This window comes from Pseudomonas sp. R5(2019), assembly GCF_009905435.1.
Taxonomy (GTDB): domain Bacteria; phylum Pseudomonadota; class Gammaproteobacteria; order Pseudomonadales; family Pseudomonadaceae; genus Aquipseudomonas.
In genome coordinates, this window is the sequence record NZ_JAAAMT010000086.1 from 1 (window position 1) to 12,584 (window position 12,584).

Annotated in this window: 12 protein-coding genes, 1 tRNA gene and 2 pseudogenes; 7 read left to right on the top strand and 8 right to left on the bottom strand. The window is 61.4% G+C overall.

Translation table 11 applies throughout. The features are described from left to right. Positions 1-324 precede the first annotated feature (324 nt). The 5 genes and pseudogenes from GUY40_RS27625 to GUY40_RS27645 all read right to left on the bottom strand — a co-directional run bounded on the left by GUY40_RS27625 (position 325) and on the right by GUY40_RS27645 (position 4,014). Positions 325-400 (bottom strand) — tRNA-Gly (locus tag GUY40_RS27625). Between the two features lie 69 nt (positions 401-469). Next, a complete protein-coding gene (pgsA, locus tag GUY40_RS27630) occupies positions 470-1,030 on the bottom strand; it encodes a CDP-diacylglycerol--glycerol-3-phosphate 3-phosphatidyltransferase (RefSeq protein WP_166572078.1) in 561 nt (186 codons plus the stop codon). 32 nt (positions 1,031-1,062) lie between these two features. Further along, positions 1,063-2,886: an excinuclease ABC subunit UvrC gene (uvrC, locus tag GUY40_RS27635; RefSeq protein WP_166572079.1), complete on the bottom strand. Its 1,824-nt coding sequence runs from the start codon at positions 2,884-2,886 to the stop codon at positions 1,063-1,065. A 2-nt stretch (positions 2,887-2,888) separates the two neighbouring features. Continuing rightward, positions 2,889-3,533 (bottom strand): annotated as a pseudogene (gene uvrY / locus GUY40_RS27640) (UvrY/SirA/GacA family response regulator transcription factor). A gap of 115 nt (positions 3,534-3,648) precedes the next feature. Then, a complete protein-coding gene (locus GUY40_RS27645) occupies positions 3,649-4,014 on the bottom strand; it encodes a helix-turn-helix domain-containing protein (protein WP_166572080.1) in 366 nt (121 codons plus the stop codon). A 72-nt stretch (positions 4,015-4,086) separates the two neighbouring features. On the opposite strand from GUY40_RS27645, the gene GUY40_RS27650 reads away from it, so the two are divergent. Beyond that, positions 4,087-4,308, top strand: coding sequence for a DNA-binding protein (locus tag GUY40_RS27650; protein ID WP_166572081.1), 222 nt, complete (start codon positions 4,087-4,089; stop codon positions 4,306-4,308). A gap of 15 nt (positions 4,309-4,323) precedes the next feature. Here GUY40_RS27650 and GUY40_RS27655 read toward each other — a convergent pair whose 3' ends face one another. After that, positions 4,324-4,944, bottom strand: a complete 621-nt coding sequence (locus GUY40_RS27655) for a TetR/AcrR family transcriptional regulator (RefSeq protein WP_166572082.1) — start codon at positions 4,942-4,944, stop codon at positions 4,324-4,326. Positions 4,945-5,068: 124 nt separating this feature from the next. Here GUY40_RS27655 and dkgB point away from each other — a divergent pair. Beyond that, positions 5,069-5,179 (top strand): annotated as a pseudogene (dkgB, locus tag GUY40_RS28525) (2,5-didehydrogluconate reductase DkgB); the annotation flags it as partial. A gap of 11 nt (positions 5,180-5,190) precedes the next feature. Here the strand turns inward: dkgB and GUY40_RS27660 are convergent. After that, complete coding sequence (locus tag GUY40_RS27660; RefSeq protein WP_166572083.1) at positions 5,191-5,445, bottom strand: DUF2790 domain-containing protein; 255 nt, start codon at positions 5,443-5,445, stop codon at positions 5,191-5,193. A gap of 257 nt (positions 5,446-5,702) precedes the next feature. Further along, the gene (locus tag GUY40_RS27665; protein WP_166572084.1) at positions 5,703-6,713 is read right to left on the bottom strand and encodes an AraC family transcriptional regulator; all 1,011 of its coding nucleotides are present in this window, start codon (positions 6,711-6,713) and stop codon (positions 5,703-5,705) included. A gap of 219 nt (positions 6,714-6,932) precedes the next feature. On the opposite strand from GUY40_RS27665, the gene GUY40_RS27670 reads away from it, so the two are divergent. The 5 genes from GUY40_RS27670 to GUY40_RS27690 all read left to right on the top strand — a co-directional run bounded on the left by GUY40_RS27670 (position 6,933) and on the right by GUY40_RS27690 (position 12,318). Continuing rightward, positions 6,933-8,117 (top strand): acetyl-CoA C-acyltransferase family protein, encoded by a 1,185-nt coding sequence (locus GUY40_RS27670; protein ID WP_166572085.1) that lies wholly within the window; start codon positions 6,933-6,935, stop codon positions 8,115-8,117. 19 nt (positions 8,118-8,136) lie between these two features. After that, positions 8,137-8,985, top strand: a complete 849-nt coding sequence (locus tag GUY40_RS27675) for a 3-hydroxybutyryl-CoA dehydrogenase (protein ID WP_166572086.1) — start codon at positions 8,137-8,139, stop codon at positions 8,983-8,985. Beyond that, positions 8,985-9,614, top strand: coding sequence for a TetR/AcrR family transcriptional regulator (locus tag GUY40_RS27680; protein WP_371924975.1), 630 nt, complete (start codon positions 8,985-8,987; stop codon positions 9,612-9,614). Before GUY40_RS27675 ends, GUY40_RS27680 begins: the two co-directional genes overlap by 1 nt. A gap of 178 nt (positions 9,615-9,792) precedes the next feature. Next, on the top strand, positions 9,793-10,944 hold the full coding sequence (wecB, locus tag GUY40_RS27685) for a non-hydrolyzing UDP-N-acetylglucosamine 2-epimerase (protein WP_166572088.1): 1,152 nt from the start codon (positions 9,793-9,795) through the stop codon (positions 10,942-10,944). A 177-nt stretch (positions 10,945-11,121) separates the two neighbouring features. Beyond that, the gene (locus GUY40_RS27690; RefSeq protein ID WP_166572089.1) at positions 11,122-12,318 is read left to right on the top strand and encodes an MFS transporter; all 1,197 of its coding nucleotides are present in this window, start codon (positions 11,122-11,124) and stop codon (positions 12,316-12,318) included. The last annotated feature ends 266 nt before the right edge of the window (positions 12,319-12,584 follow it).

Consider the following 12,584-nt stretch of genomic DNA (forward strand, 5'->3'; position numbering starts at 1 on the left):
CAATGCAAACCCGCGTCGCTGCGCTCCGACTGCCTGTCCAAGTGGTCGTGGAGCAGGTGTCCAAATGAGCGTGGAACGAGTGTCCGAATGATGGTGGACTGAGTGTCCAAGTGTCGTGGAATCCGCAGCCAGATGCTTATCTCGTAGGCTTCGCTGCTCCAGCAGAAACCCGAATTGGAGTCTATCCGATTCTGGCCTCAATCCTGGCCTTAAAAGGCTCGGATACTGCTGGATTTCAGTGGTTTCCGCCGGAACGAAAAAAGGGCCAAAAGGCCCTTATTTCAGCGACTTACAGCCTTCTATGGAAGGCTGTAGATCTTCATCTGGAGCGGGAAACGAGACTCGAACTCGCGACCCCGACCTTGGCAAGGTCGTGCTCTACCAACTGAGCTATTCCCGCATTGTCGTGTTGACGGCCGCCATTCTATCGCATCACAAACCACCGTCAACCCTTTGATTCAAAAAACGTTTATTTATTCTCGACGTCCGCATTCAAGTGCGGCCAGGCAGCCCGCAGGTAGTGCAGCATCGACCACAGCGTCAGCCCCGCCGCCACCATCAACAGCGAGTAACCCAGGATCACCCAGAAGCTCAGCACCGCCGGGTTGGCCAGCAGGATTACCAGCGCCAGCATTTGGGCCGCGGTTTTCCATTTGCCCAGGTTCGAGACCGCTACGTGCGCACGCGCGCCGATTTCTGCCATCCATTCACGCAAGGCCGAGACGACGATTTCGCGGCCGATGATCACCGCTGCCGGCAAGGTCAGCCAGAAGTTGGCGTGTTCCTGTACCAGCAGCACCAGTGCCACAGCCACCATCAATTTGTCGGCGACCGGGTCCAGGAATGCACCGAAGCGGGTGCTTTGCTGCAGGCGGCGCGCCAGGTATCCGTCCAGCCAGTCAGTGGCGGCAGCAATGGCAAACACCGTACTGGCGGCCATGTAGCTCCAGTGATAAGGCAAATAGAACAACAAAATGAAGAACGGGATGAGCAGAACGCGAAGAACGGTAAGAAGATTCGGAATATTCATCGGCACAACTGGCTGCAAGGTGAGCGGGCATTCTACTCGCTATGCAGGTTCGCATAAATCGACTCGGCGAGCTTTTTGCTGATTCCGGGTGCCTTGGCAATTTCATCGATGCTGGCGCGACCCAGTTCCTGCAATCCGCCGAAGTGCTTGAGCAGGTCGCGGCGGCGTTTTGGCCCAACACCCGGCACATCTTCAAGGCTTGAGGTGCGCCGCGCCTTGCCGCGCCGGGCGCGGTGGCCGGTAATGGCGAAGCGGTGGGCTTCGTCGCGAATCTGCTGGATCAGGTGCAAGGCCGGCGAATCGCCCTTGAGGGTGAATTCATGCGCCACGTCATTGAGGTAGAGGGTTTCAAAACCGGCCTTGCGGGTGGTGCCCTTGGCGACCCCGAGCAGGATCAAATCCGGCACGGCCAGCTCTTGCAGCACGTCGCGGGCCATATTGAGCTGGCCTTTACCGCCGTCGACCAGCAGCACGTCCGGCAACTTGCCCTCCCCCTCTTTTAACCGACTGAAGCGACGGGTCAGCGCCTGGTGCATCGCGGCATAGTCATCGCCGGGAGTCACACCTTCAATGTTGTAACGCCGGTAATCGGACTTCAGCGGCCCTTCCGGGCCGAACACCACGCAGGAGGCCACCGTGGCTTCACCGCTGGAATGGCTGATGTCATAGCACTCCAGGCGCTGTGGCGGCTCATCGAGGTTGAGCACTTCGGCCAGCGCCTCGAAGCGGGCGGCCGTGTGTTGACGGTTGGCCAACCGAGCCCCCAGCGCCTGTTCGGCATTGGTGACCGCCAGTTGCTGCCAGCGGGCCCGGGTGCCGCGCACCCGGTGGCTGATGGTCAGCTCGCGGCCACGCAAGCTTTCAAGCGCTGCAATCAATGCGTCAAAGTCCTCATGGACGACGTTGACGATGATTTCATCCGGCAATTCGCGCTCGGGGCTGGCGAGGAAATACTGGGAAAGGAAGGCCGACATGACTTCGCAGACGTCTTCCTCGATCCCCACTTGCGGGAAGAAATTCTTGCTGCCCAGTACCCGGCCGCCGCGCACGCTGATCAGATGCACACAAGCGCCACCCGGGTTGACGAAAGCGGCCACCACATCGACGTCACCGCTGCCGCCCTCCATGCTCTGCTGGTCCTGAACCCGGCGCAGCAAGGCGATCTGGTCACGCAGTTGCGCCGCCTTCTCGAACTCCAGGGCCATGGCCGCCGCTTCCATGGAGGCGTTCAATTCGTCGGTCAGCTGGTTGCTGCGCCCTTCCAGAAACATCGCCGAATGGCGAACGTCCTCGGCGTACTCTTCTGGCTCGACCAGGCCGACACAGGGCGCCTTGCAGCGTTTGATCTGGTACTGCAGGCACGGCCGGGTACGGTTCTTGTAAAAGCTGTCTTCACACTGGCGCACGTGAAAGGTTTTTTGCAGCAGGCTCAAACTTTCGCGGATTGCGCCAGCGCTGGGGTATGGGCCGAAATACTTGCCTTTCTGTTTTTTCGCGCCACGGTGGATGGTGAAGCGCGGAAACTGCCCATCCGACAAGAACACATAGGGGTAGGATTTGTCGTCACGCAGCAGGATGTTGTAGGGCGGGCGCCACTCCTTGATCAGGGTCTGTTCCAGCAACAAGGCTTCGGTTTCGTTGGCGGTGATGGTCGTCTCGACCTGGGCGATACGCCCCACCAACGCGGCAGTCTTGGGCGCCAGACCGGTTTTGCGGAAGTAACTGGCCAAACGCTTTTTCAGATTCTTGGCCTTGCCCACGTACAACAGCCGCGCAGCGTCGTCGAACATCCGGTAGACACCGGGTCGGCCGCTGCACGTTTCAAGAAATGCGCTGGAATCGAATGGAGCAGTCATGATCAGAGGTTGGCGTCGACCATGCCGTGACGCACGGCGAGCAAGGTCAGTTCTACGTCACTGGTCACCGATAGTTTCTCGAAAATCCGGTAACGGTAGGTATTGACGGTCTTGGGGGACAGGCAAAGCTTGTCGGAGATGATCTGGACTTTCTGGCAACCGACGATCATCAAGGCGATCTGGATTTCCCGTTCCGAGAGCAAATCAAACGGCGACTAGCTGGTCTGCGGCTGGAATGACTTGAGCGCCAGTTGCTGGGCGATCTGCGGGGAAATGTAGCGCTGCCCGGCAAACACCAGTCGAATGGCCTGGACCATTTCGTCCAGGCCCGCGCCCTTGGTCAGGTAGCCCGAGGCCCCGGCTTGCATCAGCCGGGTCGGAAACGGGTCTTCCTCACAGACGGTCACGGCCACGACCTTGATGTCGGGCTGGCTGCGCAACAGTTTGCGGGTGGCCTCCAGGCCGCCGATGCCAGGCATCTTGACGTCCATCAGGACTACATCCGGCTTGAGCTCGCGAGCAATCTTCAGGGACTCTTCACCCGATTCTGCCTGCCCGATGACCTGCAGCCCGTCGATATCAGCCAACATCCGGGTAATGCCCGTTCGTACCAGATCGTGATCATCGACCACCAGCACCCTGATCAAGCAGATACCTCGCCTTTAGCTCTTTTCGATTGCCGCCACCTTAGCAAAAAAAACCGTGGCGGACCTAGCTCAAAGCGTCACAGATACACGACAAACGAGCATCACGACGACGGTTTCAGGGGCGAACCACCATTGGCCGCGCCCTCACGTTGGCATGCAGGGTGGCATCGGCCAGGCTCGACACCAGTCGGCTCAACGCTTCCTGATCATGACCACGCAAGGTGCGATACCCGTGCAAGATCTTCTCTTCGGCGCCGCTCAAATGTTCCAGCGGTTGCGGCGTGCGCGAGCCGGTGAGCACATAGAGCACATCGACGCCGCGCGCGGCCACCGCCGCCAGGTAGTCCGCCTTGGGCGTGCGTTCACCGCTTTCATACTTGCCTTGGGCGTTGGGCTCAACTCCACCGATGTCGCCAAACAACCGCTGGGTCAAGCCAAGCCGTTCTCGTTCTTCCCTGATACGCGATCCGATTCCATTCATTTGAATGTACAATCCTTTTCTAAACAACCCTAACGGGTGATTTAATTCCACAAACTCATATGGATTTGAACTATGCACGGGATACGCACTGCCGCACAAGCCAAGGCTTGGCTCGACTATCAAGGCAAATCGGTTCAGGACTTCGCACGCGAACACGGTGTTGACCCTGCCACCACCTATCAAGTTCTGGCCGGCCGAAAAAAAGGTTTGCGCGGTGAAGCCCACAAGGTGGCGGTGCTGTTGGGCATGAAGCACGGCTGTTTGCCGGACCCGCTGCCAGAGAATCATCGCTAGACTTTCGTACAAAGCCTAGGGTTCGAGCCCGATGCCGCGCAATATCACCGACGTCACTGTCTGCACCGCCCGCTCGAATTGCAACTCCGACAACGGCCGATGCTCGTTGAGCAGCGTCACCTGGTGATTGAAGTCGGCATAGTGCTGGGTCGAGGCCCAGATCATGTAGAGCAGCGCGGACGGTTCGACCGGCAGAATTCGCTGCTCTTCGACCCAGCCGCGGATTTTTGCTTCCTTCATCTTGGCCCAGTCATACAGGCTCTCGTCCAGCGCCTGCCCAAGGTTGGGCGCGCCGTGGATGATTTCGGTCGCCCACACCCGCGAGCCATGGGGCCGAGTGCGTGAATGCTCCATCTTGGCGCGGATATAGCTGCTGAGCACCACGCGCGGATCGTCGTACATCTCGAAGCTCAGCGCGTCCTGCTTCCACAGATCCAGCAGGCCCAGCAGCACCGCTTCATAGAGTTCGGCCTTGGTGGTGAAGTAATAATGCAGGTTGGTCCGTGGCAAGCCGACCTCTGCGGCGATATCAGCCATCGCCGTGCCGCCGAAGCCCTTTTCGGCGAAGACTTTTTCAGCCGCCAACAGAATCTTGTCTACATTACGGCGGCGAATTTCGATCTTGTGGTTAGCCATCGGTGCGTCCATTTTCACTGAGGTCGTTCAGGCTATCAGACGCACTGTTTTGTAGCAGGGGGCATTCGTGACGTGACCGCAAATAGCTTGTTCCAGCGCTGCTGTTTTTCACAATAGCCAAACCGCAACACCAGCCCACGTCACATTGGCCTGGGCCATGCAACTGGGCTATGCGGTGATTCCATGTCAACCCGGCGGCGCCAACCTTGAAGACAATCTGAAGGCCTGGCGCCTGCCTGGGACTGATCAGCCTTCCCGGCTGCAGTAATCCGACAGCTTCAGATAGTTAAGCGTGCGAAGCTGGCCACCCGAATCCAGATAGGTCATCTGAGCCTGCACCACTTCGCAGGTCATTGGGTCGGGGGCCTTCATCTCTACCACTTTGGCAATGTCCAGCTTCATGCCGTACTCGTAGGTGGCCACATGGTTTTGGGCTTGAACGCCCGGAGCAACACAACTCAGTACCAACACTCCACTACCCAGCCATAAGCGCGTATTCATGACGATTCTCCAGGGCAATGCGGCGGATCGGGCCCGCGAGCGTGCGGGCTACCGCCGTCATTCATTCAGTGTGGAGCCTGGATCCACACCGTGTCGTTTCAGTGGATGGACGGCTAACCAGTCCTGGCGGGGGGCCATAGCGGGTGTTCCAGGCGAACCTGTATGGGCGGACCCTGCTGTCCCTTTGACAGCAGCCGAAGACGCACGCTCCATGGAACTTCACATTATTCTTCAAGGCCGCAAGGGCCTTATGCGGCTTAAGCGCCTGTGGTCCGAGCCCGGTAGCTCCCCGGGCTCTCGCCGGTCCACTTCTTGAACGCCCGGTGAAACGCACTGGGCTCCTGAAAGCCCGCCTGCTCGGCAATTTCGGCAATGCTCAGGCTGGTTTCGCGCAAGCGCTCAAAAGCCATGGCCCGGCGCACTTCGTCCTTGATGGCCTGAAACGAGCGGCCTTCGCGCTCCAGTTGGCGACGGAAGGTACTCGCGCTCAGGCCCATCTGCCCGGCAATGGCCGGCAATGTCGGCCACTCCCCATAGGGGCTGCTGCGCAAGCGCCGATACACCTGGTTGGCGACCCCGCTCTGGTTGCGAAAACGTATGACCAGCCACTGCGGTGCGCTACGCAGAAAGGTTTTCAGCGCTGCCAGGTCTTGCACCACTGGCAGTTGCAGGTATTCGGCGGCAAACTCGATTTCGGTACGTCCGGCGCCCAGCACCCGGTTTGGCCCCCACAAGAATGGGTCATCGTCGAGCGGCGGCCTGGGGTCGCGCAGTTCAGTGCGGTCGATTGGAATGCGCCGTCCACCGAGCCAGCACAGCAGGCTGATGATCAGCACCAGAAAGGTTTCTTCGGCATAGCTGCGCGCCTGCGCATCAACCTGCTGGCTCTGCACGCTGATAACCGCACGCTGGCCGCGCACGCTCAAGGTGCCGCGCATATCGCGCAAGAACAGCGCGAAATTGCCCAGGCATTGGCGCAGCGCCTTGCCCAGCGTCGGCTCCTGAATCAAACCGCGACAGATCAGGGCGAAACTGCCCAGTGGCATGCCATGAGAGTCGAGCTTGAAAAACTCGTCCTCAAGCTCATTGATCAGGATCAGCCACAAGCGCGCAAAGGCAGACGCCGACACCCGCGAAGCATGGTCAACCATGGCCGTCGGGGCGATGCCCGCCTGAGCCAGCACTCGGGCCACTTCGGCCGGCTGATCACGTAATCGATAGAGCATGGTCTGGACGAAATAAGCCGCGACCGAATCATTTTCCCGCATTGCAATTCCAGTGGTGACGCCAGCTGCTTATGGCAAAAAATGCCAGGCCAGTTGGACAGTTTCGGCATAGGCTCAAATGAGCGTCGCCCCTAGACTCGATACAACCAAGGGTGGCGCTTTTGCCCCAGCGCGCAATCGACCGGCACAAATAGCATGCCGCCGTCCGACTGCCAATGCCCTTTTCCCAGTAGCCCCTGATCGCAATCAGCGGAGTCGACCATGAACAACAACGACATCTATGTAGTGAGCGCCGTGCGCTCGGCCATTGGCACTTTCGGCGGTTCGCTCAAGGACCTGCCACTGGCGGACCTGGCCACCGCCCTGACCCGCGCCGCGCTGGAGCGCTCCAAGCTTGCCCCCGAGCAGATCGGCCATGTGGTCATGGGCAACGTGATCCCGACCGAAGCCCGTGATGCCTACCTCGCCCGCGTCGCCGCCATGAACGCCGGCATCCCCAAGGAAACCCCGGCCTTCAACGTCAACCGCCTGTGCGGTTCGGGCCTGCAGGCCATCGTCTCGGCGGCCCAGAGCCTGATGCTCGGTGATGCCGGCGCGGTCATCGCCGCCGGTGCCGAATCCATGAGCCGTGGCCCTTACCTGCTGCCGCAGGCCCGCTGGGGCGCGCGCATGGGAGACCTGCAGGGCATCGACTACACCACCGGCATCCTGCATGACCCCTTCGAACACTTCCATATGGGCATCACCGCCGAAAACGTTGCCGCCAAGAATGGCATCACCCGGCAGATGCAGGATGACCTGGCGCTGGTCAGCCAGCAACGCGCCGCGCGCGCCATTGCCGAAGGCCGCTTCGACTCGCAGATCGTGCCGATCGAACTGGTCACCCGCAAAGGCACCCAGCTGTTTCAGGTGGACGAACACGTACGCGGCGAAGTGACCGCCGAGCAACTGGCGAAGATGAAGCCGGTGTTCAAGAAAGACGGCAGCGTCACCGCCGGCAACGCCTCGGGGATCAACGACGGCGCCGCGGCGCTGGTGATGGCCACTGGTGCAACCGTGCAGCGCGAAGGTCTGAAACCACTGGCACGGCTGGTCGCCTACGCCCACGCCGGTGTCGAGCCGGAGCTGATGGGCCTGGGCCCGATCCCGGCCACCCGCCTGGTGCTGAAAAAGGCCGGCCTGAATGTCAGCGACCTGGACGTGATCGAATCCAACGAAGCCTTCGCAGCCCAGGCCTGCGCGGTCAGCCGCGAGCTGGATTTCGACCCGGCCAAGGTCAACCCCAACGGTTCGGGTATTTCCCTGGGCCATCCGGTAGGCGCCACCGGAACCATCATCGCTACCAAAGCCATCCACGAACTGCAACGGGTACAGGGCCGCTATGCCCTGGTGACCATGTGCATCGGTGGCGGCCAAGGCATCGCCGTTATTTTCGAACGCGTTTGAACCCTGGCGGAGCACGAACATGACTGTGCAACACATTGCAGTGATCGGCGCGGGCACCATGGGCAACGGGATTGCCCAGGTCTGCGCGCTGGCAGGCTATCCAGTGACCCTGATCGACCTCTCGGCGGCCGCCCTCGAGCGCGGCGTCGCGACCTTGAGCAAAAACCTCGAGCGCCAGGTCAGCAAGCAAACCCTGACCGCCGAGCAAGCCGAGGCGGCGCGCCAGCGCATCCAGACCAGCACCGACTACGCGCAGCTGAGCAGCGCCCAGGTAGTGATCGAAGCGGCCACCGAAAACCTTGACCTGAAACTGCGCATCCTCAAGCAGGTGGCCGAACAGGTCAGCGCCGACTGCGTGATCGCCTCCAACACCTCGTCGTTGTCGATCACCCAGCTGGCCGCCAGCGTCAGCCAGCCTGAACGCTTCATCGGCCTGCACTTCTTCAACCCGGTGCCGATGATGGCCCTGGTCGAAGTGATCCGCGGCCTGCAAACCAGCGACACCACCCACCAGTTGGCGCTGGACCTGGCGACCCGGGTCGGCAAGACCCCGATCACCGCCGGCAACCGCCCGGGTTTTGTGGTCAACCGCATCCTGGTGCCGATGATCAACGAAGCCATCATGGTGCTGCAGGAAGGCCTGGCCAGTGCCGAGGACATCGACACTGGCATGCGCCTGGGCTGCAACCAGCCGATCGGCCCGCTGGCCCTGGCCGACCTGATTGGCCTGGATACGTTGCTGGCGATTCTGGAAGCCTTCTACGACGGCTTCAACGACAGCAAATACCGCCCGGCGCCGCTGCTCAAGGAAATGGTTGCCGCCGGTTACCTGGGCCGCAAGAGCGGTCGCGGTTTTCACACCTACTGATCCCGCCTGGAGCCAGCGCCATGCCCCGTCCCGACCACTGTTCGCGTTACGAAGAAAGCCGGGACAAGGCGCTGGAGCTGTTTGCCTTGAAGGGCTTCGGCCAGGTCAGCATGCGCGAGCTGGCCACTCATCTGGGGCTGACGGCGGGTTCGCTCTACCACCACTTTCCCAGCAAGCAGCAGTTGCTGTTCGACCTGATCGAAGAACTGTTCGAGGAGCTGCAGGCCGCCCTGGTGCTGGGCAAGCGTCGCCTGCCAGCCGGGCGCGACCTGCGCCGCGCGCTGATTCAGGCGCACTGGAACCTGCACCGCGAACGCCCACTGCAATTTCGTCTGGCCGAGCGCGACCTGTGCTGCCTGAGCGACACTCAACAAGCCCATATTGGCCGCCTGCGCGGCCAGTACGAACAACGCCTGCTGGAACTGATCGCACCGGATGCGCAACTGGGCACTCCGGCATCGACAGCCGCCGGCCATGCCATCGCCACCCTGCTCAATAGCTTGCCCGACTGGCTGGGCGACAGCCCGCTGACCGAAGCGCAACGCCTGACCCTCATGGAAGATATGGTGCTGGGCGCGGTCGAACGGACCATGGCCAGTGGCTTGTACCGTCAACCCGCGCAAGCGTAAACGGTCTGGCACGCCCATTTTCCGCTGCTTCCAGGTTCTTTGACCCCGTCAAAAACTCACAATTGAGTCTTGGACAAGATCCTCGGCAACTGCTTACCTCTAAGTCCTACCGCACTTGATTCGCTTTCGTACACAAGCGAACGAGTGTCCTTCAATGGATCCAGCGGGAGGGTATGAAATGGCGTACTCCGTCATGATGGTCTTCGGCACACGCCCCGAAGCAATCAAGATGGCGCCCCTGGCACGGGTGCTGCGGGATTGGCCGGACATCGACCTGAACATCTGCTCCACCGGTCAGCACCGGGAAATGCTCAGCCAGGTGCTCACCTCATTCGACCTGAGTGTGGACCAGGACCTGCAGGTGATGACTCAGGGCCAAACCCTGAACGGGCTCTGCGAGCAGCTGCTCGGCAAACTCGACCAGTGCTACGCGCGCATCAAGCCCGATATCGTGCTGGTCCACGGTGACACCACCACCAGCTTTATCGCCGCCCTCGCCGCCTTCAACCGGCTGATCCCGATTGCCCACGTCGAGGCCGGCCTGCGCACCGGCAACCTCAAGGCGCCCTGGCCCGAAGAAGCCAACCGGCGCCTGACCGGGGTGATTGCCGACCTGCACTTCCCGCCCACCAAAAAGGCTCGCGATAACCTGTTACGCGAAGGCGTGCCGCTGGAACAGATCGAAGTGACCGGCAACACCGTGATCGATGCCCTGCTGTGGATGCGCGAGCACCTGCAGCGCAACCAATGGCACCCGGCGGCAGGTTCTCCCTTGGCTGCGCTGCGTGATGACCAGCGCCTGGTGCTGATCACCGGCCACCGCCGCGAAAACTTCGGCCAGGGCTTCGAGCGTATCTGCCTGGCGCTGGCCGAACTGGCCCTGCGCTACCCGGACGTGCAATTCGTCTACCCGGTGCACCTCAACCCGCAGGTGCAAAAAGCGGTGTACGCCGTGCTCTCTCACCAGAACAACATCCACCTGCTACCACCGCAGGATTACCAGCACTTCGTCTGGCTGATGGACCGCGCCTACCTGATCCTGACCGACTCCGGCGAAATTCAGGAGCAGGCCCCGGCACTGGGCAAACCACTGCTGGTGCTGCGCAAGGTCACCGAGCGGCCTTCAGTGCTGGAAGGCGGCACGGTGTTGCTGGTCGGCACCCAGACCGAACGCATCGTCCGGGCAACCAGCACCCTGCTCGATGACCCCGCGGCTTACAAGCGCATGAGCAAGGTGTTCAGCCCCTATGGTGACGGTCACGCCAGCGAGCACATCGCCGAACGTTTGCAAACCTGGCTGGACGACACCAAAGGGCACGAGGCCGTATGAGTCTGTTTTGGCTCGAAACGATGACGCGTAGCCACTGAAAACCGCGGTGTCCTCATTCGCGGCGGTCCGGGCGAATAACGCTCCGGGGCAGGATCAAGAAAATAGTTAGCAACCTTTCATTTCTGCCCTCCCCCAGCCATGATGAAGCTCTCCAACCGCCTGCCCGCGAATGAGCCCATGTCTGTGCAACAACCTGCCCCGCCATCTTCGCAGTCGATCACTTGGCAGATCGTCGCCATCGTGTTCCACACCTTCATTGCTTTCCTCTGCATCGGCCTGCCGATTGCGGTATTGCCCAGCTACGTGCACGACCACCTGGGGTTCAGCGCGGTCATTGCCGGGCTGACCATTGGTTTGCAATACCTGGCCACGCTGCTCAGCCGGCCCCTGGCCGGACGCGCGGCCGATACGCTCGGCACCCGGCGGGCGGTGACGCTGGGGTTGCTCGGGGTCGCCTTGAGTGGGGCGCTGACCTTGCTCTCGGCCTGGGTCGACAGCCTGCCGCTGCTGAGCTTGAGCCTGCTACTGGTCGGGCGTTTGCTGTTGGGCGTGGCCCAGGGTCTGATCGGCGTGGGTACGCTCAGTTGGGGGATTGGCCAGGTAGGTGTCGAACACATCGCGCGGGTGATTTCCCTTAACGGCATCGCCTCCTACGGCGCCATCGCCATCGGTGCGCCGCTGGGGGTGCTGTTGGTGCAGCACAGCGATTTTGCCTGGCTGGGCGTGGCATTGATTGCGTTGGCGCTGGTGGCACTGGCGGTGATCAGCAAGCAGACCGCACCGCCGGTGGTGCGGGGCGAGCGGCTGCCATTCTGGGCCGCATTCGGGCGGGTCTCGCCGTTCGGGTTGGGGTTAACGCTGGCGTCGATTGGCTACGGCACCTTGACCACCTTCATCACCCTTTATTACCTGGAGCAAGGCTGGCAAGGCGCGGCCTGGTGCCTGACGGTGTTCGGCGCCTGTTTCATCCTTTCACGGCTGCTGTTCGTCAATGCCGTGAACCAGTGGGGAGGCTTTCGCGTGGCGGTTGCCTGCATGAGCATCGAAACGGTCGGGCTGGTGTTGTTGTGGCTGGCGCCGTCGACGCTGTTTGCCTTGATCGGTGCGGGGCTGGCCGGGGTTGGTTTGTCGCTGGTGTATCCGGCCCTTGGGGTCGAGGCGATCAAGCGCGTGCCCTCCTCCAGCCGCGGCGCGGGCCTGGGGGCTTATGCGGTGTTCTTTGACCTGGCACTGGCCATGGCCGGGCCGTTGATGGGGGCCATCGCCCTGCGCCAGGGCTACGCCTCGATCTTCTTCTGCGCCGCCTTGTTGTCCGTGGCCGGCGTGCTGTTGACGCTGGTGCTGGCACGCACCACCCGGCCTGTCACTTACTGATCGGCCGTCTGCAAGCCGGCGCGGGTCGGCTTGGACTCAGGGTTCGGGGCCAAATTTATGTCGCTTGTACTGGCCTCATCGCTAGCAAGCTCTGCTCCCACGCCGTTTCCATTCACATAGAAGCCGCGTGGGGTGCTTTTGATAATGAAATGGCTACCCCCGCCGCCCCCTGTGCTAGCCCACTAAGCTTCCACAGGGGGCTCATCGGAGATTATTGCCATGAACGAAGCAGCTATCGCCGCCATCGATCTGGGAAAACACTCTTT